Raw genomic sequence first — 25,198 nt, 5'->3', positions numbered from 1 at the left:
GTTATCTCCACGATAGAGATAGTCTACTATGGAGCTGAATGTCGGTCCCGCGGCAGAGTACCCCCGGAAGGACACATGCAAGACCCCACGCGCCCACCACTTTCGGAAATCCGCGGCGAAATCGGGCCACCGCGCCCCGGATCAGCGGCGCGATCGTCCGAAAGCGGCGCAGAAAACCGAAAGCGGGGCATAAACCCAACGACGCGCGTCCCATTCTGGCTGCGTTGGCTGGTTCCCGCCGTGCTCGTCGTGGCCTGGCTGGCGATCGCCGGCGTCGGTGGCCCGACATTCGGCCGCCTGAGTGAGGTGTCATCAAACGATCAGGCATCATTCCTTCCCGCCGGTGCCGAGGCCACCGAGGCTGCGGACTGGCAGGCCAGGTTCCGGGACTCCAAGGAGATCCCCGCGGTAATTGTGGTGGAGGGCGACTCCGCCTTCACCCCTGCCCAGCTCCGCGAGGCCGCGGCACTCAAGGACAGGCTGGAGGCCCTGCAGGCCGGCAGCACGGTGATCGGCCCCATCCCGTCCGAGGACGCCAAGGCAGTCCAGTTCGTGGTGCCTATCGATTCCTCGGCGGAAGTGAAAACGGTAGTCAGGGAACTGCGGAACGCGGTCCAGGCGTCCGCGCCGGCAGGAATGCGGACCTTCGTGACCGGGCCGGCCGGCCTTACGGCGGACCTGGTGAGTGCCTTTGCCGGCATTGACGGCATCCTGCTGCTCGTAGCCCTTGGCGCCGTGTTCCTGATCCTGCTGGTCGTCTACCGCTCCCTGCCGCTGCCCGTCATGGTGCTGTTCACGTCCGTGTTCGCGCTGTGCGCCGCGATCCTGCTGGTGTTCGGCATGGCGAAGGCCGGCTGGATCCAGCTGAACGGCCAAAGCCAGGGCATCCTGTCCATCCTGGTGATCGGCGCGGCCACCGACTACGCCCTCCTGTATGTGGCTCGGTTCCGCGAGGCCCTGACCCACACCACCGACCGGACGGCCGCCGCCATCACCGCATGGAAGGCCGCCTGGGAGCCCATCCTGGCCTCCGGCGCCACCGTGATCATCGCTCTGCTCTGCCTGCTCTTCTCCGACCTCAACTCCAACAAAGCCCTCGGCCCGGTAGCGGCGGCGGGCATCCTCTGCGCGCTCCTCGCGGCCCTGACCCTGCTCCCGGCCCTGATGGCGCTGCTGGGCAGGGCGGCGTTCTGGCCGTTCCGGCCTAAGCTGCTGCCCGAAACCCGGCGGGAAGCCGAACTGGTCACCGGGCTGGAAGGCCAGAAGGGACTCTGGCGGGCCGCCGGTTCGCTGGTTGCCCGCCGGCCGCGCACCGTCTGGGTTGCCTCGGTCCTGCTGCTCCTTGTTGCCGGTAGCGGCATCCTGCAGCTCAAAGCCAGTGGCGTCGCGCAGACAGACGTCATCCTCACCGCCTCCAATGCTGTCGACGGACAAGATGCCCTGGGCCGGCACTTCGACGCCGGGTCCGGCAGCCCCGCAGTGATCGTGGCCGACCAGGCAAAGGCCCAAGAGGTGCTGGATCGGGCCAAGGCGAGCAACGGCGTCGGGGATGCCTACCTGCTGGCCGATGGCGGCGTCCCCATCATGACCGGCGCCCCGGCCAACCCGGCAGCTCCCACTGCCCCTGCGGTCAGGGACGGCAAGGTCCTGATCAACGCCACGCTGAACTTCGCGGCGGATTCCACCGAGGCCGAAAACGTCGTGGGAGACCTGCGTCAGGAACTCAAGAAAATCGACGGCGGCGCCCTGGTCGGCGGCGTGACCGCCACGGCCCTGGACACGAACACCACCGCCCAGCGTGACCTCGTCACCATCATCCCGGTGGTCCTCGCGGTCATCCTCGTGATCCTCATGCTGCTGCTGCGCTCGGTGCTCGCGCCGGTCCTGCTGGTCGCCTCCGTGGTCCTGTCCTACGCAGCGGCGATGGGCGTCTCAGCCTTCGTGTTCAATAACGTCTTCGGCTTCCCGGGGGCGGATGCAACGGTGCCCCTGTTCGGCTTCGTCTTCCTCGTGGCACTGGGCGTTGACTACAACATCTTCCTGATGAGCCGGGTCCGGGAGGAATCCCTCAAGCACGGCACCCGGCCCGGCATCCTGCGCGGCCTCGGCGTGACCGGCGGGGTCATCACCTCTGCCGGGGTGGTCCTCGCGGCCACCTTCGCGGCCCTGGGCGTCATCCCGATCATGTTCCTGGTCCAGCTCGCCTTCATCGTCGCGTTCGGCGTTTTGCTGGACACGGTGCTGGTCCGCTCTCTCCTGGTGCCCGCGCTGGCCTACGACCTCGGCCCGCGGATCTGGTGGCCCGGCGGGCTCGGCCGGTCCGGGAACGATGCCGCGGCCCGCGACGACGGGTCGTCCCAGCCGGCGGCCGCCCGGCTGGCGGAAAATGAGGAGGCCGAAGTCCCCTAGGCGGACCCGAATGCCGCAGCCGCCGTCACCGTCCCTGGTCCCCCCACCAGGCGACGGTGGCGGCGGCTGCTTCTCGTCGTAGCCGGCTGTGGGTCAGTGATTGAGCCGGATCTTGAGGGGGACGTAGCTGGTGTCCTGCCGCGAAGCTGCCGCCTGCTGAAGCAGTTCAGGGGTGACGTGGAAGAACCGGGCCACGGTGGCGATTCCGGCAAGCACCGCGTGGGGCGTGAGCGTGGGATCGTGCAGCAGCCAGGAGAGCACGGCGTTCACCCTTTCCTGGTCAGTCGGCAGCGGGGCCGCCAAGAACTCGCCTCCGAGTTCCCAGCGGCCTTCCATCGGGTCGGCGTTCCGGACGCCGGCAACAATCTCCTCCGCTGTGAGAGACGGCTGGGCGAGGGCTAGGAATACGTGGGTTCCGCGCTCCTTGTCCTCGACGCTGAACCGGCCAATGCCTAGGGGGTGGATCCTGTCAGGATCCAACTGCAAACCGAGCTCTTCCGAGGATTCTCGAGCCAGAGCGCGCCGTGGGTCCGGCAGGCCGAACTCATCGCTGTCCCCCTGAATTCCCTTGCGGCGCCTAAGCTCCAAATTCCCGTTCACCGCGGATCCAAATTGCTCGGGATGTGAGCCGGCAAGTTTTGATCTGCCGGCGAACAGCATCATACGGTCGGTTGTAACGACAATGGCGGAAAGGGTCAGGAGCTGTGCCTGCATTCCTTGGACTTCGCGGTCCACGGAGTCGGATGTTGCCCCCGGACGAGTCCCGTCGGCCGCCGCAAGCGTCTGGGGATAGTGATCGAGCAACACGGCGCCGTAAGTTGTCTCGGCCATTGCGAGGTGGAGTCGGAGCCTTCCGTTGCCGCTATCTCTCTCTGTCCGCCAGCCGACCAGCCGGGGCAGGACACCATCGAATGAATGCTGCGTTTCGAATTTCTCCCGGAGGAACCGTTTCTCGGCCTCGGAAGCGGCGAGGTCTTCTATTTCCAGCCCCGCCAGTTCCAGCGGTGCAGGCGGTGTGGGCGCCGCATTCTGCGGAATTTCGTACACCGGTCTGAGTCGGTGCCGGCGATAGCTGACGAACGTGTCGTAGGCGAGAGTGCCCGTCTTGGTGTCCGGCAATTGCCACCAGTCCAGCTCCCGGCCAATCGCCGGTGAGTTGATCCGGACATGGCGGGATTTCCGTTCGACGCCGTAACCGCCACCCGCTGCAGCCTCAGCCAGGAGCCGTGACGTCATAAGGGCCATGTCGGTTTCACGTTCAATGACAGGAACCGAGGTCGTCCCGAGAAACGACCCGCGCTGAAGATCCGCGGCATATGCCGAATAAGCCTGGGACAAGCTGATCAACTCCGCGGCCGGAGCAGCGAACGAAATCGGCATGGGTTTGCCGGTCCCCCGGGGGGCTCCGGAAGCGTTGGCCGGGAAATCGGTGCTGAGCCAATTGAGTTCGTCGGCAGGAGCATTTGGCCCGCCGTGGATGATTTGCCGAACTCGGCGTTTTGAGGAGCGGCGGGTGACCCCCAGAGGCTTAAAGGCTGCGTGGCGCCTGCGTAGAATCAACCAGGCCGGCTGGGCCCGCCATGCGCTGTAGACCGCGTAGATAGCTATCGCTGCAGGTGCCAACGAAACCCAGTCCGCGAAATGCATCCCCCAGAAGTTCACTGCCTCAGTCATCGCCTCATTCAACCATCGAATGGAATCCCACAGCGCCGGGCTCGGGTGGTGTTGCAGCCGCCGTCACCGTCCCTGGTCCCCCCACCAGGCGACGGTGGCGGCGGCTGCTTCGCGCAGCGGGGTGGGCGCCAGCCCCAGGGCGGCCTGGCTTGCAGCGGATTCCATCACGAATGGCCGCTGGAACTGGTATAGGGTCTCTGCCAGTTCCCGCATGTCGGTGGAAAATACTCCCATCGTCCGCAGCGCCCAGCCGGGGACCGCAGTGACACGCGGCGCCCGGACCCCGGCCGCGGTGGCGAATGCGCCCGCGATCTCGCGCTGGGTCAGGGCGCCCCCGGTGGGTGCATGCCACACCCGGTTCCACGCCTGTGGCCTGTCCGCCGCCGCGATCATGGCGGCTGCAAGGTCCGGAACGTATGTGAAGGAATGCGGCTGGTCCGCCCGTCCGATCACCATCAGGGATTTGCCGGCCCGTGCCGGCTTCACCATGCGCTCGCCGGCATGTGCTCCGCGGACCCTGGGGCCGAAGAAGTCGCTCGCCACCACGCTGACCGTGTCCGTTGCCGATGCCGCGCGGGCGTTCAGGAGTGCCGTCCGGATGCCGCGCTTGCCGCCCTGCGCATCCCGCGGGCCGTCCTCGGTCATGGGCCGTTCCGGTGCGCTGTAGGAGTACAGGCTTTCCGGGAAGACCACGACGGCGCCCGCCGCCCCGGCCGCGGCGAGCACGTTCTGCTCGGCGGCGGGCAGTTCACTGGCCCACACGTCGGCGTTGTACCGCGAAGCGTGGATGCAGTGGAAGACGGCGGCGGCGCCGTGGAAGGCCTCGCCGAGCCGGTCAGGCTCCGACACATCAATCGACACTTTTTCGACCAGCGGGTGGGCCGGGCCGCTTCCGGACCTCGTCAGGATGCGCACGCGGTGGCCCGCAGCGGCCAGTTGTTCGGCAACGGTCCAGCCCACCGGGCCGGCCCCTGTGACGGCATAGAGCCTGGACGGTTGGCGCCCGGAGGCAACGGATTCGGACATTTCGATCTCCTTAATAAATTGTGAGAGCAGTGCTCTCCCAATCAGGATGCGACGTCGGGTGCGACCAAGTCAAGAGCGGTGCTCACATTTGTTGACAGTGCTCTTGTTTATGAAATGCTGGGCTCATGCCAGAAGACAGGATTGAAGCCGGGAGTGACGCTGACGTCCATACTGGGGCTGACGGTTTTCCTGCGGCCGCAGCTTCCGGGCCCCGCACCCCGCGCGAGCGTGCCCGGGCCCAGACCGTCGCCGATATCGTCCGGTTGGGCCGGGAGCACCTGGCGCTGCACGGGGCTGCCGCGCTGTCCCTCCGGGCCGTGGCCCGCGACCTCGGGGTCGTCTCCTCGGCGGTCTATCGCTACGTGGAGAACCGGGAGGAGTTGCTGACCCTTCTCCTGATCGATGCGTACAACGAGCTTGGCGATGAAGTCGATGCCGAAGTCGCGGCGGTGCCGGAAGCCGATTTCGGCGGCCGCTTCGCGGCGCTGGGCCGCGCGGTGCGGAACTGGGCGCTGCGCGAACCCTCCCGCTACGCCCTGCTTTTTGGCAGTCCGGTGCCCGGCTACCAGGCCCCGGCCGAGCGGACCACCGGCCCCGGAACCAGGGTGATTACTGCCCTCATTGGCATCCTCGACGGCGCCTTCCGGGCCGGGCAGCTTGCCGCGACAGGCCAGCGGAGTCCCGCCGTTGCCGCCGGGCTGGCCGCGGATCTGGCGAAGATCCGGACCGAGTTCGGCCTGGCGGTGCCGGACGACCTCCTGGCCCGTGGTGTGCTGGCCTGGACCTCCCTCTTCGGCGCCGTCAGCTTCGAAGTCTTCGGCCAGTACGGTGCCGGCACGTTCACTGCCCGGGAGGAGCTCTTCGGCCACCACCTCGCGGTGCTGGCAGGCGTCGCCGGCCTGCCGCCGGCCGGCGCTTCCCTGTGAACCCGGTTCCCCTGTTGCCCCGCGGCGGCGCTAGATAGACTGCCCCTGCGCCCGCACGGGCGCGCCCGATGCGTCCAGGAAGGATCCATCCATGTCTGAAGAGAACAGGCCCGAAGAGAACAGGCCTGAAGAGAATATGTCTGAAGCAAAAGTGTCCGGAACAGCGGCGTCCCAAAACGCCGATGCGGGTCCCGCCGAGGATGAAGCGGAAGCCGCGGCACCAGAAGGGCAGTACGTCGAGGGCGACTACGGCTCCGCCGGCACGGCAGGCGAAGTCCCGCCCACCGCCGTCGAGGGGGAGTATGCGGCGGGGGACTACGGCAGCGCAGGCGTGGCCGGAGCGGCCGTCGTCGGCGACGTGGAAGGCGACTATCCCGAGGGTAACTACGGGGAGGGCGGGGTCTCCGGTGAGCCTGCACTTGCCGAGGAGGGGGAGTACCCCGAAGGCGACTATGGGACCGCCGGAACGTCCCGTCCCCAGCAGACCGGCCGGCCGGCTCCGGGAGAGCCTGCAGGCGCCGACGACGCCGCCGCCCGGGGCGACGACTAGCGCGCCGGAAGCCGGGGCGACCAGCCGGCGCGGGCGCCGGCTGGTCTGTGGTGTGGTCTCTGCGCAGGTTCGCGCAGGGCGAAACGGCGCCCCGGGAGAGGCTGCAAGGGCTGCAATCCGGGGAATCCAGGCTGCGATGAGCGGCCGCGGGCCGGACGCGCGGCAAAGTTGAGTCGATGTCGCTCAACTTTGAGTTGACATATATCCGCGTCTGGGTAAAGTTGAGTCTAGATCGCTCAATAACGGTCGGACCCATGCGGTTGATCCCACTGTGGTCCGCGGCCATCTCCGCAAGATTCCCAGGAAAGTAAGGAAGCAATCCATGTCACGTGCAGTAGGAATTGACCTCGGAACCACTAACTCCGTCGTCTCCGTTCTCGAAGGTGGCGAGCCCACCGTCATTGCCAACGCCGAGGGTGGCCGCACCACGCCGTCGGTTGTTGCCTTCTCCAAGTCCGGCGAGGTCCTGGTCGGCGAGATCGCCAAGCGCCAGGCCGTCAACAACATTGACCGCACCATCGCGTCCGTCAAGCGCCACATGGGCACTGACTGGACCGTCGCCATTGACGACAAGAAGTACACGGCGCAGGAAATCTCCGCCCGTATCCTCATGAAGCTCAAGAACGACGCCGAGTCCTACCTTGGCGAAAAGGTCACCGACGCCGTGGTCACCGTGCCGGCGTACTTCAATGACGCCCAGCGCCAGGCCACCAAGGAGGCCGGAGAAATCGCCGGCCTGAACGTCCTGCGCATCGTCAACGAGCCCACCGCGGCCGCTCTGGCCTACGGCCTGGACAAGGGCAAGGAAGACGAGCTCATCCTGGTCTTCGACCTCGGCGGCGGCACCTTCGACGTCTCCCTCCTTGAGGTCGGCAAGGACGAGGACAACTTCTCCACCATCCAGGTCCGCGCCACCGCCGGTGACAACCACCTCGGCGGCGACGACTGGGACCAGCGCGTCGTGGAGTACCTGCTGAACCAGCTCAAGGTCAAGGGCATCGACCTCACGAAGGACAAGATTGCCCTGCAGCGTCTGCGTGAAGCTGCGGAGCAGGCCAAGAAGGAACTTTCCTCCTCCTCGAGCACCAACGTTTCCCTCCAGTACCTGTCCGTCACCCCGGACGGCCCGGTCCACCTGGACGAGCAGCTGACCCGCGCCAAGTTCCAGGACCTCACCAAGGACCTGCTGGACCGCACCAAGAAGCCGTTCCAGGACGTCATCAAGGAAGCCGGCATCAAGCTCTCCGAGATCGACCACATCGTGCTCGTCGGCGGTTCCACCCGCATGCCGGCCGTCTACGACCTCGTCAAGGAACTGGCCGGAGGCAAGGAGCCGAACAAGGGCGTCAACCCCGATGAGGTAGTCGCAGTCGGTGCAGCCCTGCAGGCCGGTGTCCTCAAGGGTGAGCGCAAGGACGTGCTGCTGATCGACGTCACCCCGTTGTCCCTTGGCATCGAAACCAAGGGCGGCATCATGACGCACCTGATCGAGCGCAACACCGCCATCCCCACCAAGCGGAGCGAGACCTTCACCACGGCGGATGACAACCAGCCGTCTGTGGCCATCCAGGTCTTCCAGGGGGAGCGCGAGTTCACCCGCGACAACAAGCCGCTGGGCACGTTCGAGCTGACCGGCATCGCTCCGGCTCCCCGCGGGGTCCCGCAGGTCGAGGTCACCTTCGACATCGATGCCAACGGCATCGTGCACGTTTCGGCGAAGGACAAGGGCACCGGCAAGGAACAGTCGATGACCATCACCGGCGGCACCGCGCTGTCGAAGGAAGACATTGACCGCATGGTCCGCGACGCGGAAGAGCACGCAGCCGACGACAAGGCACGCCGCGAGGCAACCGACACCCGCAACACGGCCGAGCAGCTCGCCTACTCCGTGGACAAGCTGATCGCGGACAACGCCGACAAGCTGCCCGAAGAGGTCAAGACCGAGGTCAAGGCCGACGTCGACGCCCTCAAGAAGGCCCTCGAGGGCACCGATGACGCCGCCGTGAAGACTGCGTTTGAGAAGCTGCAGGCTTCCCAGACCAAGCTCGGCGAAGCCATCTACGCCCACGCTGGATCCCCCGACGGCCACGCAGGCGCTCAGGATGCCCCCGCAGGCGAGCCGGCAGCCGGCTCGGGCTCCGATGAGGACATCGTCGACGCCGAAATCGTTGACGAAGACGAGAAGAAGTAATCATGCCGCACCACGGTAACGAAGAAGAGCACGGTTCTTCCGAGAGCCGGAGCCAGGGCGACGAGCAGGAGAACGAGCCGCAGAAACCGGTCATCCACGACAACCGCAAGGTTGACCCGAAGACCGGCCAGGCCCGCCACCCGGACCAGGAACGCGCAGCCGCCTCCGCGGCGGACTCCGACCCCGACTCGGGAGACGCGCTCTCCCAGGCGGAGGACATCCTCAACAGCGTCGAGGTGCCTGCGGACGAATCCGTGGCCCAAGGCGTGGGTGCCGCTGAGGCGGAGGAGCTCAAGAATGACCTTCGCCGCCTGCAGGCGGAGTACGTCAACTACCGCAAGCGCGTCGAACGTGACCGCGCCGTGGCGGGGGAGATGGCCGTGATCGGCGTCCTGAACTCACTGCTTCCGGTGCTGGACGACGTCGATGCTGCCCGCCAGCATGGCGACCTCGCGGACGGCCCTTTCGCCGCGATCGCCGCCAAACTGGAGGCTGCGCTGAAGACGTACGGACTGGTCCGCATCGATGAGACCGGCGTGGAGTTCGATCCGACCATCCACGAGGCCCTCATCCAGCAGCCCGGCACGGACATCGAAATCGACACCGTCAGCCAGGTGCTGCGCGCGGGCTACAAGTCCGGCGAACGCGTCCTCCGCGCGGCCCAGGTGATCGTGGCGGTTCCGGCGTAGCTTCGCCTCCACGCCTTCGCGGATGAGGGGCCCCGCCCCTCCGCCGGGTGGCCAAGGATCTGCGATCCTGGGCCACCCGGCTTCGGCGTTACGCGATAGTCTCGCCTTAACCTCTTTGCATTTTGAAAGGAAACGCCATTGGCTAGCCAGGACTGGGTGGACAAGGACTTCTACAAGATTCTTGGTGTCGCCAAGGACGCTTCCGACGCCGACATCAAAAAGGCTTACCGCAAGCTTGCCCGGCAGCACCACCCGGACAGGAATGCCGGTGATGTCGCGTCGGAGAAGAAGTTCAAGGACATCTCCGAGGCCTATTCCGTGCTCTCGGACCCCGATGAGCGCCAGCAGTACGATGCCATCCGGGCCATGGGTGGCGGCGCACGCTTTGCACCCGGCGGAAGCGGCGGCGCCCCCGGCGGAGCTGGCTTCGAGGACCTCTTCGGCGGGCTCTTCACCGGCGGCGGGGGGCGCCATTCCGGCAGTTACAGCACGGCCGGCGGCATTCCGCCCGAGTTCGCAGATCTCTTCGGCGGCGGCGGGTTCGGCGGCGGGGGCCAGCCGTTCCAGCGGGCTCCGCAGAAGGGCGCCGACCGCACGGCGTCCACCTCGATCTCGTTTGCCGGGTCAATCCGCGGCACCACGATCGGCCTGCGTGAACCGGATGGCGAGGTCATCGACGTCCGGATCCCGGCCGGAATCAAGGACGGACAAAAGGTCCGCGTCCGCGGCAAGGGACAGTATGCTGCCGCCGGCAACGGCGACCTCATGGTCACCGTCACCGTGAAGCCCCACGAGTTCTACGTCCGCGACGGCGACAACCTCCGGATCCACGTTCCGGTCTCCTTCCCGGAGGCGGCCCTGGGCGCGGACATCGAGGTTCCGACAATCGACGGCGACAAGGTCAAGGTCAGGGTTCCCGCAGGGACGCCCTCGGGCCGCACGCTGCGCGTCAAGGGCCGGGGCGTCAAGCACGCCAAAGCCACCGGCGATCTGCTGGTGACAATCGACGTCGCCGTTCCGCGCAGGCTCAACAAGGAAGCGGAGGAGGCCGTGAAGGCTTTCGCCGCGGCGACCACCGATGAGGACGTCCGCGCGGGCCTGGCAGCCAAGGCCCGGCTGTAGGAACGGGATCCAGCCATGGCCATCGACTTCGATCAGCCGATCTTCGTCATCTCCGTTGCCGCAGAGCTCGCGGACATGCACCCGCAGACACTGCGCCAGTACGACCGGCTGGGCATCGTCTCGCCCAGCCGTGCCCCGGGCAAGTCAAGGCGCTACTCGCAGCGGGATGTGAACATGCTCCGCGAGGTCCAGCGGCTCTCCCAGGAGGGGGTCTCGCTGGAGGGCATCAAGCGGATCCTGCAGCTGGAGAACCAGGTGGCCGCCCTGCAGCGCCGGGTCGGCGAGCTGACTGAGGAGCTGGGCCGGCGCCGCCAGAGTGCCGATTCGCGGATCTTCGCCGCCGGAACTGCCGGCGACGTCGTCAGCCTGGCCCGCGGCAAGCGCCCCCAGGCGCGGTCGCAGGCGCTGGTGGTCTGGCGGCCACGGGGCATCGACTAGGGCGGGCACTAGGGACAATCAAGAGCATCAGGTTTGGCTTTGGATGCCCGGGCAAGTAGCCGCAGGACCGGACTGAGTACACCGGAACGTAAACAGGTAACCGGGAATCCGATAGTCGGGTACCTGATTTGCGTGACTTCAGGCCCGTGCCGCGCGTTGAATTGGAGTGTCAGAAAAAGCTGGCATGACACGCTCACAGCTCCCACAGGAAGCCCGGGCGCAGAGCCAGCGCAGAAGCAGCGTAGACGCCGGGGGGCATCGCATGCATGATTCAGCCCAGCTTGATCCGTCCATTGCCGATTCGAGGCGGCCTGGTCAGCCGCGACGGGGTTGGTCCCGACCGCGGCCGGCGACCTTGACGGGCACACTGTGAGCCCGGGGCTCCAGGCGGCCGTCCTGTTTGCCGGCTCGCTGACAGGGCACGTCCTGATGTCCCTGGGACAGACCCTCGTGGTCGTATGCCTGTGCTTCGACTTCGTCCGCGCAGTTTCCGTCCCGCGGTCCCACCGCCGGTACGTGGCCAACACCGCGTTCCGGACTCTTGCCCTGCCTTCCATCCTGGTCATGGCGTTCAGCGTGCTCATCGACGCCGCCTCCGGCTCCTGGCAGGACGTCGGCGCGGGAGTCTTTGTCCTGGTCGCCGTGATCTTCCGGTGGCACCATGACACCGACGAGGACAACTGGTGGAAGGGCAAAGGCAAAGCCCTGGGCCGGTGGCTCCGGAACCGGGCGGCCTCGGGGTCCATGGTTGCTCCGGCCACGGCGTGAAAAAGCCCTTGCTGTCCGGGCGTCCCAGGGTGTCCAATCCTTAACACAAGGCCCTGCGGGGCACGAGTGGATGCGACGCCGGGAGGTTCTCATGCCGTCGAAGGGCGCCAAGACCCCGTCCAGGGGTCCGGTCCGGGGTACATCTGACCTCCGGCGGGCCGACGCCAACGGCGTCGCGCCGCCGGAGCAGCCGGACAGGATCCGCAATGTGGCCCTCGTGGGGCATTCCGGTTCCGGAAAAACAATGCTTACCGAGGCCATGCTTGCCGCCACCGGGGCCATCACCCGTAAAGGCTCGATCGCCGAGGGCACCACGGTGAGCGACTCGGACCCCTCCGCCATCGCGCAGAAGCGCTCCGTGGCCCTGGCGGTGGTGCCGGTGACGGTGGGGGAGACCAAGGTGAACCTGCTGGACACTCCGGGCTATACGGATTTCGTCGGCGAGCTGCGGGCCGGCCTTCGTGCGGCGGATGCGGTGCTGTTTGTCGTCTCGGCCACGGATGACGTCGACGCTGCGACAACTGCGCTCTGGAGCGAATGCCAACGGCTCGGAATGCCGCGGGCCGTGGTTATCAGCCGTCTGGACCATCCGCGCGCGGATTTCGACGCCGCCGTCGCCCGCTGCCGGTTGGCATTCGGCGACGCGATCGTTCCGCTCTACCTGCCGGTCCGCTCGGACGGTGCCGTAAACGGGTTGCTGGGGCTGCTGACCGGGACGGTGTCCGAGTACGGGCCGGCGGAAACGGCGCCGGCCACCCGGGCCGTCACCGGCGTCGAACTTGCCGCGGCGGAGACCGCACGTGACGCGCTGATCGAAGGGATCATTGCCGAGAGCGAGGACGAGACGCTCATGGACCGCTACCTCGCCGGTGTTGCAATCGCCCCCGATGTCCTGATCGACGATTTGGAGACGGCCGTGGCCCGCGGCTCCTTTCACCCGGTGCTGCCGACGTCAGCGGAATCCGGGCTCGGCATGGCGGAGCTGCTCGAGGTTCTGGTGCGCGCGTTTCCGACGCCGGCGGAGCACGGCGTTCCCGCAGCGACGGACCTCGACGGGGTGCCCGCCGGCCCGCTCGCCTGCGATCCCGAGGGCCCGCTGCTCGGTGAAGTGGTTCGCACGACGATCGATCCGTTCCTCGGCCGCGTCTGCCTGGTCCGCGTCTTCTCCGGCGTTGTGCGCGAGGACGCCGCCATCCATGTGGGCGGCCGCGGAATGGCGGACCGCGGCCACGAGGACCATGACAGCGACGAGCGGGTCACCCACCTGTATTCACCGCTGGGATCGGGACTGCGGCCGGTGCCGTTCTGCGTCGCCGGGGATATCTGCGCGCTGACCAAACTGGGCACCGCCGAGACCGGGGATACGATTTCGGCCAAGGACCTGCCGCTGCTGGTGGCACCCTGGGACATGCCGGACCCGCTCATGCCGGTTGCCATCGAAGCTGCCACGCACGGCGACGAGGACGCCCTGGCCAGGAATCTGGGGAAGGTCACCGCCGGGGACCCCACGCTCCGGGTGGAACGCAACTCCGAAACCCACCAGCTGATCCTGTGGTGCATGGGGGAGGCGCACGCCGATGTCGTCCTGGGCAGGCTGCGGGACCAGGGCGTAAATCTGCAGACCGTCCCGGTGATCACGCCGCTGCGGGAGACGTTTGCCGCGCCGGCGGCCGGGCATGGGCGTTACGTAAAGCAATCCGGCGGCCACGGCCAGTACGCCGTCTGCGACATCGAGGTGGAACCCCTTGACCGCGGCGCCGGTTTCGAGTTTGTCGACAAGACGGTGGGCGGGGTGATTCCCGGGCCGTTCATCACCTCGGTGGAAAAGGGCGTGCGTGCCCAGATGCAGAAGGGCGTCTCCGCCGGGTTCCCCGTAGTGGATATCAAGGTCACCCTGATCGGCGGCAAAACGCACAGCGTGGACTCCTCCGACGCGGCGTTCCAGGCTGCCGGCGCGCTGGCCCTCCGGGAAGCGGCGGCCGCAACCCGTATTCAGTTCCTGGAACCGGTCTCGTCCGTGACCATCAGCGTTTCGGAGGATCACGTGGGCGCGGTGATGAGCGACTTGTCCTCCAGAAGGGCACGCCTGACCGGAACCACCTCTGCCGGGGCCGACGGCACCGAGATCAGCGCCGAGGTTCCGGACCAGGAACTGTTGAAGTACTCGGTGGAGTTGCGGGCCCTGACCGCCGGCAGCGGCCGGTTCCGGCGCAGCTATTTGCGGCACGAACCCGTGCCCGCAACAGCTGCGCCGGCCGGCATCAGCCGTTGATCACCTGCGGAACACCGAGGGCCTTGAGGCCTTCGACGCCGAATTCGAGGCCGTAGCCGGACTGTTTGGCGCCGCCGAAGGGGACACGGGGGTCCACCGCGCCGTGCTTGTTGATCCAGACGGTGCCGGCCTCGATCCGGGCCGCCACCTTCCGGGCTTGTGCGGAGTCGGAGGACCAGACAGAGGCACCGAGTCCGACGTCGAGCCCGTTGGCCAGGGTGATCGCCTCGTCCACAGTGCTGTAGCGGATGATCGGCAGGGCGGGGCCGAACTGTTCCTCGGCGACAAGCGGGTTGCTGTTGTCGATATCCGCCACGAGCGTGGCGGGGTAGAAGTGGCCCGGCTGGTCCGGGTCCGGGTTGCCGCCGAGCAGAATCCTGGCCCCGGAGTCGCGGGCGGCGTCAACCAGCCGGGCAACGATCTCGTACTGCTGGCGGTTCTGCAGCGGCCCCAGGACGTTGGCCTCGTCCAGGCCGTTGCCCATAGGCATGGCACGGGCCACGCTGGTGAGTTCAGCGCAGACGGCGTCGTAAATGGCGTCGTGCACGTAGAGGCGTTTGAGTGCCGCGCAGGTCTGGCCGGTGTTGATGAACGCGCCCCAGAACAGGCCCTCGGCGATCGCCTTCGGGTCGGCGTCGGGCAGGACGATGCCGGCGTCGTTGCCGCCGAGCTCCAGGGTGAGACGTTTGACGGTGTCGGCGGACGATTTGATGATGGCCTTGCCGGTGGCCGTGGAGCCGGTGAACATGATCTTGCCGATCGCCGGGTGTTCGGCCAGCCGGGCGCCGACCTCGCGGCCGCCGGAGACCGCCGTGAGGAGGCCCTCCGGGAGTTCCTGGTTGAGGATTTCGACGAGGGCCAGGACGGACAGCGGGGTGAATTCGGAGGGTTTGACCACCAGGGCGTTCCCCATCCGCAGGGCGGGAGCAACCTGCCAGACGGTGATCATCATGGGCCAGTTCCAGGGGCCGATCGCGCCGACGACGCCGATGGGCCGGTAGTGCAGTTCGGCGTACGTTTCGCCGTCGTCCACCACGGTTTCGGGTGCCAGGGGCGTGGCGGCGGCCGCGCGGAGCCAGGCGGCGCAGGCGCCGACCTCGAAGCGGGCGTTCGGGCCGTTGAGCGGCTTGCCCTGCTCGCGGGAGAGCAGCCGGGCCAGTTCCTCGGCGGAGCGTTCGACGGCGTCGGCGGCCCTGAGCAGCGCGGCGGAGCGGGCGTCGTGGCCCAGGGCAGCCCAAGCCGGCTGCGCGGCGGCCGCGGCGGCGATGGCTTGCTCCAGGTCCTCGACGGTGTGGACCGGGGCTTCGCCGACCGGTTCACCGGTGGCCGGGTCAAGAATTGTGCGGGTCTCACCGGACACCGGGGTGATTGAGGCGAGGAGGGCGTCGTAGGTTTCCATGGGTACTCCACATCGAGTAGTTGAGGCGCTGCGTCGTTGAGACACATGTCCGAGTGTCCTCCGGTGCCTGATGTGCGGTCTTGTCTTTGCGCGAACTGCAGTTGACCCGGTGCGAATGATCGGCAGGGCCAATTGCGCTGTGTTCCATATGCGCTGTGTTCCATATGCGCTGGGTTCCATTGCGCTGGGGAACAACAACCGATCACGGATCGACAAGAGAGTGACGGGCGTCACCTGCCATGCTGGATTTCACGGTGCACAGCACCTCCATTTCTCAGACAGCCATTCCCAGACTCATGACCGTTAAGAAGGATCCGATGAGTATTTCAAATTCCGAGTCCCGGACCGCGGAAGCCCGTCCCCGCACGGAGCACTCCACCGCGCTGCGCGCCGGCAGTGTCGGCGTCATGGGCATTCTCTTCTTTGTCTTGTCCGCCCAGGCGCCGTTGACGGGCATCGTCGGGGCGTCGCCGCTGGCCGCGGCCCTCGGCAACGGTGCCGGGGCGCCCGGGGCATATCTGGTGGTGGGCATCGTCATCGTGATCTTCGCCGTCGGGTTCGTCGCGATGAGCCGAAAAATTCAGGCCAACGGCGCCTTCTACGCCTACGTCACCGCCGCCTTTGGGCGGAAGATCGGGGCAGGGGCTGCGTGGCTCGCGCTCCTCGCGTACAGCACGGTCCAGGCCGCGATGTACGGGCTCTACGGCGCGGCGTTCTCGGGCGTCCTGGGAACCGCCGGCATTGAGGTCCCCTGGTGGCTGCTGGCCGTGATCACCATGGCGGGCGTGCAGGTGCTGGGATCCCTCAACATCGAACTCGGGGCGCGGGTCCTGGCCGTGCTCGTGGGCCTGGAGGTCGCCATTCTGCTCATGTTCGGGTTCACCGTGCTGTTGCGCGGCGGCGGACCGGAAGGAATCAGCCTGGCGGCGTCCTTCTCTCCCTCGGCGATCGGCGCAGGGGCTCCGGGGGGTAGCCATCATGTTCGCTGTCGCCTCGATGTTCGGCTTTGAATCCACGGCCATCTACTCGGCCGAGGCCAAGGACGCCCACCGTACAGTCGCCCGTGCCACGTATCTTTCGGTGGGGGTCATCGCGGTCTTTTTCTCCTTCATTTCGTGGATGCTGGTCAGCTACTACGGCCCCTCGCACGTCATAGATGCCGCGGGCGCGGCTCTCGAATCGGGCGACTCCACCTCCTTCGTGCTGACGCCGATGGTGGAGCTGTTCGGGCCATGGGCAGGAACCGTCACCGGCGTCCTGCTCGTGACATCCCTGCTGGCCGGCATCATCGCCTTCCACAACGGCATCAACCGCTACCTCCATTCGCTGGCCCTGCGCGGGTCGATGCCCCGCGTCGTCGCCCGGACCAATCGGCACAAGGCCCCCGCCGTCGCCGCCCGGATCCAGACCGTGATCGCTTTCCTGCTCGTCGCGCCGTTCGCGGTGCTGTCCCTGGATCCTGTCCTGACACTCTTTTCCTGGTTCAGCGGGCTGGCCGTGGCGGCGCTCCTGGTGCTGTACATGCTCTGCTCCCTGGCCGTCGTCGCGTACTTCCGGCGCGAAAAAGTGACCGGACAGCTCTGGCAGACTGCGGTGGCGCCCGTGCTCGCCACCCTGCTGCTTGGCTGGGTTCTGTCCCTGGTGATCAGCAACTTCACCGCGTTGATCGGCGGCAGTGCTGAAACGGCCGTGGGCCTGCTGATCGCCGTCCCAGTAGTCTTTGCGGCCGGCGTGCTGGTGGAGATCCGGGTGGAGAGGCAGCTCCGGACCTCAGGGCATGAGTTCGCCGGGTAGTCGTCTCGGCTGAGGAGTTGCGAGGGCGGTGCCGGACAGATCCGGCGCCGCCCTCTGTGCTCCCCCGGTCCGGCTGGCGCTGTCGAAACTGCTCGCGCTGTCAGCCGCCGGGAGGGTCATGCTCAGGCGCCGCGCCGCCAGTCGCTGGGGGACTCACCGAAGGCATCACGGAAGGAGCGGCTGAAATGGGCCGCATCCAGGAAGCCCCAACGCCCGGCCACTGCCCCTACCGGCATGCCGGCCAGGAGCGGGTCCCGCAGCTCGCGGCGAGCCCCTTCCAGCCGCTGGGTCCGGATCCAGCTCGCCACGGTGGTCCCGGATTCATGGAACACATTGTGAAGGTGCCGGGTGGAAATGAAATGGGCCGCTGCGATGGAAACGGGCGAGAGCAGCGGATCGGCCAGATTGGCGTCGATGTATTCGCGGACCGAGGCCGCCAGGAGGGCCTGCGGCCTCATCCGGTCCGGGGACATGTCCAGTTCCGAATGCAGCATGGTGGACACGAGATCGAGGGCATTTGTGGCGAGCCGGGACCCGCTCGGGCCGCTCAGCACGTCCAGGTTCTCTGCGAGGTGGGCGATGAACGGCCCGACGATCGCGGCGAGGCCGCCGTCGGAAGCCATCCGCACGGCCGAAAGCTGCGCGATGCAGTCCGGCGGCAGGGACAGCGCATCCCAGGGGAACATCACCACCATGAGCCGGGCGTCCCCCTCGAACGCGAGCGTGTAGGGCCGGCTGGTGTCGTAGATGGAGAGGTCGCCTGGGCGCAGGAGGGCCTCGCGGTTGTCCTGGATGAGGAGCCCGGTGCCCTGCAGCTGGAGATTGAGCTTGAAATAGCGCTGGCTGGACTGGGCGATCAGTGCCGGCGTGCGGTGGACCTCATGGCTGGTGGAGGAGACTTCGACCACCGCTACACGGTCCAGCCTGCGTGCCCGCATGCGGCCGCGGAAGTTGTCCGCATCTGCGCTCGAGGCGGCCAAGGGGACGAAGGACTCCGCGACCAGGTGCCTCCAGTGCTCGAACGAGGCCGCCGTGCTGGTGCGGACGTCCTGCCCTGCGGGACTGAGGGATGGGCGGGCTGCAACTGCGGTCATCGAAAGATCCTGACGCCGTCGTAATTCGGGGACTGTGCCGTTTCCGGGGACTGTGCCGTGGGACACAGTCCTTTCAGGGTAGCGGCGCGGCCCGCCGCTGTCATCTTTTTTCGACAACCGGCGAAAAAAGAATGCGCGGGGGCCTAGCAGCCCAGCAGGGTCAGGAGCCCTTCCAGCTGCTCGGTCAGCCCGAGCTCCACCTGGCCCTCGGGGGCCAGTGCGGCCGCGATCTGTGCGCCGAGGAGGAAATTGAGCAACTGTCCGGCCAGCGCGGCGTCGGCGACGACTGTGGTGACGGTGCCGGATTGCCGCGCCTCGGCAAGGTGCTGACGGATCGCAGCAAGCCACTGCTCCATAGAATCCCGGTGGATCCGCGCCTTGTCGGGATCATTGATGGCCTTCTGCCAGAAGGGAATGACAATCCGGGCCTCGTTGATCCGCTCCTCGTCCAGGGGCAGCACCTCGACGCAAAACAACCTCAGGGCCACCAGTCCGGACTGCCCGGCGGTGACCTCCGCGATGCGTTCGTTGGTGCGGTTGAAGACGTGCCCGAACGCGAACGTCAACAGGTCATCCTTTGTGGGGAAGTACGGCTTGAGGGCCCCGTTCGCGAAGCCGGCCTCGAGGGCGATTTCGCGCATGGTGGCGCTTTCAATACCGAGCCGGGCGATGGTCCGCCACGTCGCGTCGACGAGTTCAAGCCGCCGCTGGTCGTGGTCGACAATCTTTGGCACCGGGCAGCTCCCCAAAATATTTTGCGTCGGACTCTTGTGGCACATCTTACGGTTCCGTATTCTCTACAACTATAGAAAATAAAGTTCTGACCCGCCAGGGTCACCGAACGAAGGCCCCCAAGATGCCCGTACAAACTGAAACCCACACCTCGTTTAGTCCTTACGGCCTGGCCACGGGCGCCGAGATCGCCGCCGTCCAAGGCATTCTGCGTGCCGCGGGCCTGCTGGGAGACACCCAGCGCATCGCGTACCTCGGCCTGGTGGACCCCGCCAGGAACGCGCCGGTCGACAGCGAGGACCGCCGGTTCCGGGTCTTCCTGCACGACGTCTCCGGAGGACGTCCGGCTGACGTCACCGTCTCGGTTTCCAGCGGCACGGTTATTTCCGCCGTCGAGCTGGACACCGCGCTGACTGGCGAGCTTCCTGTCCTGGAGGAGGAATTCGAAGTCGTCGAACAGCTCCTGGCCACAGACGAACGGTGGCTTCAGGCGCTGGCTGACCGGGGCCTGGATGTCAGCAAGGTCCGCGTTGCCCCGCTGTCCGCCGGGGTGTTCGAGTACCCGGAGGAAAAGGGCCGCCGGATCCTGCGCGGCCTGGCCTTCGTGCAGGATTTCCCGGAGGACAGTGCCTGGGCGCACCCCGTGGACGGGCTGGTGGCGTACGTCGACGTCGTCAGCCAGGAAGTCACGCAGGTGCTGGACACCGGTGCCGTCCCGATTCCCGCCGAACACGGCAACTACACCGATCCGGAGCTCACCGGCCCGCTGCGCACCACGCAGAAACCCATCAACATCACCCAGCCGGACGGACCCAGCTTCACCGTCACCGGCGGAAACCATATCGAGTGGGAAAAGTGGAGCGTCGACGTCGGCTTCGACGTCCGTGAAGGCGTGGTGCTGCACAACCTTGCCTTCCGGGACGGCGGCCGCAAGCGGCCCATCATCAACCGCGCATCCATCGCCGAAATGGTGGTTCCCTACGGGGACCCGTCGCCCATCCGGTCCTGGCAGAACTACTTCGACACCGGTGAATACCTCGTAGGCCAGTACGCGAACTCGCTGGAACTGGGCTGCGACTGCCTCGGCGAGATCACCTACCTCAGCCCCGTCATCAGCGACGCCTTCGGCAACCCCCGGGAAATCCGTAACGGCATCTGCATGCATGAGGAAGACTGGGGCATCCTGGCCAAGCACAGCGACCTCTGGACCGGCATCAACTACACCCGCCGCAACCGCCGCCTGGTGATCTCCTTCTTCACCACCATCGGCAACTACGACTACGGTTTCTACTGGTACCTGTACCTCGACGGCACCATCGAGTTCGAGGCCAAGGCGACCGGCGTCGTCTTCACCTCCGCCTACCCGGAAGGCGGTTCGGCCAACATCTCCCAGCTCGCCCCGGGCTTGGGCGCCCCGTACCACCAGCACCTGTTCAGCGCCCGGCTGGACATGGCGATCGACGGCTTCACCAACCGGGTGGAGGAAGAGGACGTGGTCCGGCAGGCGATGGGCGAGGGCAATGAACGCGGCAATGCCTTCTCCCGGAAGCGCACAGTCATCGCCCGCGAATCCGAGGGTGCCCGCGAGGCCGATGCCCGCAGCGGCCGGACCTGGGTCATCTCCAATCCGGACTCACGCAACCGGCTCGGCGAAGCCGTCGGCTACAAGCTCCATGCCGAGGGCCAGCCCACGTTGCTGGCAGACCCGGAGTCCTCCATCGCCCGGCGGGCCGCCTTTGCCACGAAGGACCTGTGGGTGACCCGGTTCGCGGAGGAGGAACGGTACCCCACAGGCGACTTCGTGAACCAGCACGCCGGGGGAGCCGGGTTGCCGCAGTTTGTGGCGCAGGACCGGGAGCTGGACGGCCAGGACATCGTTCTGTGGCATACCTTCGGTCTGACCCACTTCCCGCGTCCCGAGGACTGGCCCATCATGCCGGTGGACACAGTCGGCTTCAAGCTCCGGCCCGAGGGATTCTTTGACCGCAGCCCCGTCCTGGATGTGCCCGCAAGTGCACAGCCGGCCGGCGGCCACTGCCACAGCTAGTCCGGCGCCGTGGGCGTTGCAGCCGGCGTGGGCCGGCGGGGCGGCATTGTGCTTCATCCCCGGATCTGCGCCGCCGTGACGGCGGCGTCCTGCCTCACGCATCTGGGGCTTGCCGCCGGGAACCAGCACGGGACATGGCTGAACCTGCTCATGCTCGCCATGGTGGTTGTGTGCCTGCCGTGCGCCGTGCACATCTGGCGCAACGGCAGGGTCACCGCCGTTCGCCAGGTGATGGCCGCGGCGCTGGCGATGACCGGGGTGCACGCGGTCCTGCTCCTCGGCGCAGGCTCCGGCGGCGCGGGCCACGTCCACCATGGAACCGCTGCCGCTACCGGAGCGGCGCCCGCGGGCTCCGGGGCGCTGCTGGCAGTCATCGCGCTGGAAGTGACGACGGCACTGCTCGCCGCGACGCTCCTGGCCCGGCTCCGGGCACGGGCCCACGGGTGAGCAGCGTCAGTCGTTGAGCAGCGTCAGTCGTTGAACAGCGTCAGTCGTTGAACAGTGTCAGTCGTTGAACAGTCCTGCCAGGTCCTCCGCCGTCAGAGCGGAGCCGGTGAGCGCGTCGCCTTCCATGACGTCGGCGAACAGCTGGGATTTCTTGGCCTTGAGCGCCATGACCTTCTCCTCGATCGTGTCCTTGGCGACGAGCCGGTAGACCATGACGTTCCGGGCCTGGCCGATCCGGTGGGTCCGGTCCACGGCCTGGGCCTCCGACGCCGGATTCCACCACGGGTCCAGCAAGAACACGTAGTCGGCCTCGGTCAGGTTCAGGCCGAAGCCGCCGGCCTTGAGGCTGATGAGGAACACCGGCGCGGCGCCGTTCTTGAACTCGTTCACGACGTCGGTGCGGTTGCGCGTGCCGCCGTCGAGGTAGCAGAACTCGATGTTCTCCTCGACCAGCCGTTCCCGGACCTTGCCCAGGAAGCCGGTGAACTGGCTGAAAATCAGGGCCCGGTGTCCTTCGGCCACCAGGTCCGCGAGCTGCTCGAACAGGACATCGAGCTTGCTGGAACGCACCCCGGACAGTGACGGATCGATCAGTGACGGGTCCAGGCTCAGCTGCCGGAGCAGGGTCAGCGACTGGAAGATGGTGAACCGGTTCTTGTTGACGTCCTCGATCAGGCCCAGGATCTTCTGGCGTTCCCGCTGCAGGTGCGTCTGGTACACCTTCTGGTGCCGCGGGTTCAGCACGACTTCCAGAATCTGCTCCTGCTTGGGCGGCAGGTCCCGGATGACCTGCTCCTTGGTGCGCCGCATCATGAGCGGCCGGACCCGCCGCCGGAGCTTGTCCAGCTGCCCCTTGTCGCCGTTCTTCTCCACCGGCTTCTGGTAATACTCGGCGAACCGTTTGGGGCTGGAAAAGAGCCCGGGGGCCACAATCGAGGTCAGTGCCCAGAACTCCATCAGGTTGTTCTCCAGCGGGGTGCCCGTGATAGCGAGTTTGAAGGCGGCAGGCAGTTTGCGGGCGCACTGGTAGGCCTTGGACTGGTGGTTCTTGACGAACTGCGCCTCGTCCAGGACCAGGCCGGCCCAGGTCTGGGAGGCGTAGGCCTCGTAGTCGATCCGGAACAGGGCATAGGAGGTGATGATGATGTCCGCGCCGGCCATCGCCTCAGCCGGCTGTGAACCGCTCTTGGCGAAGGTTTCGCCGATGGCCCGCACGCTCAGCCCCGGCGCGAACCGTGCCGTCTCTGCCTCCCAGTTGCCCACCACACTGGTGGGGGCGACGACGAGGAACGGGGCGGTCCCGGCCGCGGCGTCTTTCGCGGCGCACATCAAGGCCAGGGCCTGTACGGTCTTGCCCAGGCCCATGTCGTCGGCCAGCACACCGCCGAGGCCATGGCGGTACAGGAAGCTGAGCCAGTTGAAGCCCTCCAGCTGGTACGGGCGCAGCTCGGCGTTCAGCGACTCGGGCAGGGGAAGGCCCTTGATGTCCCCTTCCAGCAGGCCGCCCACGGACTCGCGCCACGCCGCTGCCTGCTCGTCGACGATCCCGAGGTGTGCGAGCTCGTCCCACAATCCTGCCTGGAAGCGGCTGATCTGCAGGGGGGTGTCTTTGTCGCCGGGGTTGTCCTGCAAAGAGCGGGCCTCGTCGATCAGCGCCCGCAATTGGTGCAGCTCCGGCAGGTCCAGCGAGAAGTACGCCCCGCTGGGCAGCAGCATGCGGGTCTGACCGGAAGCGAGTGCGGAAAACAGTGCCGCGAAGGAAACCGGCTGGCCTTCCAGGGTGATGACGATGCCCAGATCGAACCAGTCGCGGCTGTCTGTCGCCTTCGTGGAGATTGCCACCACAGGGGCTTCTTCGGCCTCGCGGTAGTCCGCGATCTCGCCGGAGGTATCCACGGAGACATCGCGGAGGTCGCGGAGCCGGGGAAGCACGTCCTCCGTGAAGGCGAGCGTGTCCAGGCCGGCCAGTTCTGCCGTGGCCGCCAGACGCGGCGTGCCCCAGCCGCCGGTCGCGGATTCGCCGACGGCGGGCACCACGTCCCAGGGCTGTCCCACGGCCTCGAGGATGCGCGCCTCGGCGGGGTCGTCCCGGTAGCCATGATCGCCTGGATGCCGCCACAGCGGCTGCGCCGTGACGAGGTTCCCGGACTTGTAGTGCCATTCCCAGTGCAGCCGGACCCGGTGGTCCGCCCCGTAGTTGGCCAGCAGGGACAGGGTGGGGACCGCAAGCGTGGGCAGTTCCACCGACTCGTCGGAGGCGGTAACCCGGGCGGTCTGCTTCAGTTTGGGGTAAAAGCCGGTCAGGAAGCGGCTCTCGTCCCGCGCGGGGATATGCAGCGTGGTCCCGCCCGTGACGAAGGTCAGCAATTCCTCGCTGAGACCGCTTTCCAGCGGGGCAAGGGTGATGACGGGGCCGGCGGGGGCGATGCCGGGCAGGGCGTCGCCGTCGGACGCCAGGAAGATCCCGTGCGCCGGGCGGCCGATGGTCCCGACCAACGCCGGGTCCACCACCTCGCCTTCGACCGTGATGGTCGGCGCGAGCTCGAGCCCGCCGTTCTCCCCTTCGGCGCCGAATCGCGCCAGGTTCAGCCCGACAGCGGCAGGCTGCTCAACCAGCCGCACCGGCTCGTCGCCGCGGCTGTGCACCAGCGCGACGCCGATCTTCTTCGCCTGCGACAGCAGGGTCCACAGGTTCTTGCCGGCGTAGGTGTTCAGTCCCAGCCACAACCCGGTGCCGGAATGCTGGCGGTTCGCCACGGCGGTGTGCGAGGCGAGAAATTCCTGCATCCACTCCACATGCGACTCGTTGCATTCGCGTCGGTAGTTCAGGTAGCTCAGCGTGCTCCAGGAGACATCGCCGCGGATCCATTTGCCCTTGGCCCCCATGATGACGGGGCGTGCCTTCAGCTGGCGGACGCTGCGGAGCGGATCGCGGCGGCCCGTGTAGGAGAAGTGCGGGGCGGGTTCCTCGATGTCGAACTGGAGCGCCAGCGGTGTGCCGTTGGCGGACGGCGTGATTCCCGGGTGGGCAATCAGGGAGCTAAGGGCCTGCTCCCAGTCGGCCATTTCCGGTGGTGCGCTCTGGCGGGCCAGCCGAGTGCTCTCGGCGGGGGCCAGCAGCTGCAGCCGGGTGGCCGGGTTGTCTTCGGCCGAGAAGAGCAGGGCCGCCACGTGCTTGCAGTCCTTGCGGACCGGGCAGCTGCAGACTCCCACCGTGCAGCTCCAGCCGCCGGCTTTCCGGACAAGCTTCGCCGTCGTGGAATAGGGCACGTCGGAACCGCCCCGCACCTTGCCCAGCAGCAGGCCGGTGGCAGCATCGAAGGAGATCCCGGAAACGCGGCTCCCCATGGCGTAGGCGAGCCCGGCCGCGAGGGAGCGGTCGTTGATCGCGGGGGTCTGAATCGCCAGTGCCGCACTCTCGTCCGGATGGGATGGCATGTGCGCGCTACTTTCGGCAGGTGGTCATCTGATCCATCTTACCGAGCCTTGGCAGGCCCCGGAACTTCGCCCGCGGCCGTGGAACCGCCGCCCAAACTTCGCCTGACGTTCAACTGGGGCTGGGCTGCCCGCCGTGAAGACGGACCTACCGTGGAGACGTCCGGAGTTTCAGCAGTGCCAGC

The 25,198-nt window shown here is 67.1% G+C and carries 17 protein-coding genes and 1 pseudogene; 12 read left to right on the top strand and 6 right to left on the bottom strand.

Annotation, left to right across the window (positions count from 1 at the left end):
• The first annotated feature begins 75 nt into the window (after positions 1 to 75).
• Complete coding sequence (locus tag AC1DKQ_RS08610) at positions 76 to 2,409, top strand: MMPL family transporter (protein WP_476918714.1); 2,334 nt, start codon at positions 76 to 78, stop codon at positions 2,407 to 2,409.
• Between the two features lie 93 nt (positions 2,410 to 2,502).
• Here AC1DKQ_RS08610 and AC1DKQ_RS08605 read toward each other — a convergent pair whose 3' ends face one another.
• Entirely contained in the window at positions 2,503 to 3,654 is a 1,152-nt protein-coding gene (locus tag AC1DKQ_RS08605) for an NUDIX hydrolase (protein WP_476918713.1), read from the bottom strand.
• A 492-nt stretch (positions 3,655 to 4,146) separates the two neighbouring features.
• A complete protein-coding gene (locus AC1DKQ_RS08600) occupies positions 4,147 to 5,109 on the bottom strand; it encodes an NAD-dependent epimerase/dehydratase family protein (protein ID WP_476918712.1) in 963 nt (320 codons plus the stop codon).
• A 125-nt stretch (positions 5,110 to 5,234) separates the two neighbouring features.
• Here AC1DKQ_RS08600 and AC1DKQ_RS08595 point away from each other — a divergent pair, with 125 nt between their 5' ends.
• The 8 genes from AC1DKQ_RS08595 to AC1DKQ_RS08560 all read left to right on the top strand — a co-directional run bounded on the left by AC1DKQ_RS08595 (position 5,235) and on the right by AC1DKQ_RS08560 (position 14,065).
• Positions 5,235 to 6,035, top strand: a complete 801-nt coding sequence (locus tag AC1DKQ_RS08595) for a TetR/AcrR family transcriptional regulator (protein WP_476918711.1) — start codon at positions 5,235 to 5,237, stop codon at positions 6,033 to 6,035.
• 91 nt (positions 6,036 to 6,126) lie between these two features.
• The gene (locus tag AC1DKQ_RS08590; RefSeq protein WP_476918710.1) at positions 6,127 to 6,585 is read left to right on the top strand and encodes a hypothetical protein; all 459 of its coding nucleotides are present in this window, start codon (positions 6,127 to 6,129) and stop codon (positions 6,583 to 6,585) included.
• 322 nt (positions 6,586 to 6,907) lie between these two features.
• Positions 6,908 to 8,776, top strand: a complete 1,869-nt coding sequence (dnaK, locus tag AC1DKQ_RS08585; RefSeq protein WP_476885466.1) for a molecular chaperone DnaK — start codon at positions 6,908 to 6,910, stop codon at positions 8,774 to 8,776.
• A 2-nt stretch (positions 8,777 to 8,778) separates the two neighbouring features.
• A complete protein-coding gene (locus tag AC1DKQ_RS08580; protein ID WP_476885465.1) occupies positions 8,779 to 9,465 on the top strand; it encodes a nucleotide exchange factor GrpE in 687 nt (228 codons plus the stop codon).
• Between the two features lie 138 nt (positions 9,466 to 9,603).
• Entirely contained in the window at positions 9,604 to 10,587 is a 984-nt protein-coding gene (locus tag AC1DKQ_RS08575) for a DnaJ C-terminal domain-containing protein (RefSeq protein WP_476918709.1), read from the top strand.
• 15 nt (positions 10,588 to 10,602) lie between these two features.
• Complete coding sequence (locus tag AC1DKQ_RS08570; RefSeq protein WP_476885463.1) at positions 10,603 to 11,025, top strand: heat shock protein transcriptional repressor HspR; 423 nt, start codon at positions 10,603 to 10,605, stop codon at positions 11,023 to 11,025.
• A 369-nt stretch (positions 11,026 to 11,394) separates the two neighbouring features.
• Positions 11,395 to 11,793, top strand: coding sequence for a hypothetical protein (locus tag AC1DKQ_RS08565; RefSeq protein WP_476885462.1), 399 nt, complete (start codon positions 11,395 to 11,397; stop codon positions 11,791 to 11,793).
• Positions 11,794 to 11,884: 91 nt separating this feature from the next.
• Positions 11,885 to 14,065 carry an elongation factor G-like protein EF-G2 gene (locus tag AC1DKQ_RS08560; RefSeq protein WP_476918708.1) on the top strand — a complete coding sequence of 727 codons (2,181 nt, stop codon included), beginning with the start codon at positions 11,885 to 11,887 and terminating at the stop codon, positions 14,063 to 14,065.
• On the opposite strand, the gene AC1DKQ_RS08555 is transcribed toward AC1DKQ_RS08560, so the two are convergent.
• Positions 14,055 to 15,464, bottom strand: a complete 1,410-nt coding sequence (locus tag AC1DKQ_RS08555; RefSeq protein ID WP_476918707.1) for an aldehyde dehydrogenase family protein — start codon at positions 15,462 to 15,464, stop codon at positions 14,055 to 14,057. The two genes, AC1DKQ_RS08560 and AC1DKQ_RS08555, sit on opposite strands and share 11 nt — an antisense overlap.
• 317 nt (positions 15,465 to 15,781) lie before the next feature.
• On the opposite strand from AC1DKQ_RS08555, the pseudogene AC1DKQ_RS08550 reads away from it, so the two are divergent.
• A pseudogene (locus tag AC1DKQ_RS08550) lies at positions 15,782 to 17,258 on the top strand (APC family permease).
• Positions 17,259 to 17,380: 122 nt separating this feature from the next.
• Here the strand turns inward: AC1DKQ_RS08550 and AC1DKQ_RS08545 are convergent.
• Both AC1DKQ_RS08545 and AC1DKQ_RS08540 read right to left on the bottom strand, forming a co-directional pair.
• Complete coding sequence (locus tag AC1DKQ_RS08545; protein WP_476918706.1) at positions 17,381 to 18,352, bottom strand: AraC-like ligand-binding domain-containing protein; 972 nt, start codon at positions 18,350 to 18,352, stop codon at positions 17,381 to 17,383.
• Positions 18,353 to 18,495: 143 nt separating this feature from the next.
• Entirely contained in the window at positions 18,496 to 19,086 is a 591-nt protein-coding gene (locus tag AC1DKQ_RS08540; protein WP_476918705.1) for a TetR/AcrR family transcriptional regulator, read from the bottom strand.
• 122 nt (positions 19,087 to 19,208) lie between these two features.
• On the opposite strand from AC1DKQ_RS08540, the gene AC1DKQ_RS08535 reads away from it, so the two are divergent.
• Together AC1DKQ_RS08535 and AC1DKQ_RS08530 are read left to right on the top strand one after the other, a co-directional pair.
• A complete protein-coding gene (locus AC1DKQ_RS08535; RefSeq protein ID WP_476918704.1) occupies positions 19,209 to 21,131 on the top strand; it encodes a primary-amine oxidase in 1,923 nt (640 codons plus the stop codon).
• Positions 21,132 to 21,140: 9 nt separating this feature from the next.
• Positions 21,141 to 21,578: a hypothetical protein gene (locus tag AC1DKQ_RS08530; protein ID WP_476918703.1), complete on the top strand. Its 438-nt coding sequence runs from the start codon at positions 21,141 to 21,143 to the stop codon at positions 21,576 to 21,578.
• Between the two features lie 57 nt (positions 21,579 to 21,635).
• Here the strand turns inward: AC1DKQ_RS08530 and AC1DKQ_RS08525 are convergent, their stop codons facing one another.
• A complete protein-coding gene (locus AC1DKQ_RS08525) occupies positions 21,636 to 25,016 on the bottom strand; it encodes a DEAD/DEAH box helicase (protein WP_476918702.1) in 3,381 nt (1,126 codons plus the stop codon).
• Between the last annotated feature and the right edge of the window lie 182 nt (positions 25,017 to 25,198).

Source organism: Arthrobacter sp. 05L421, assembly GCF_056397785.1.
This window is presented reverse-complemented; position numbering and strand designations above follow the sequence as displayed.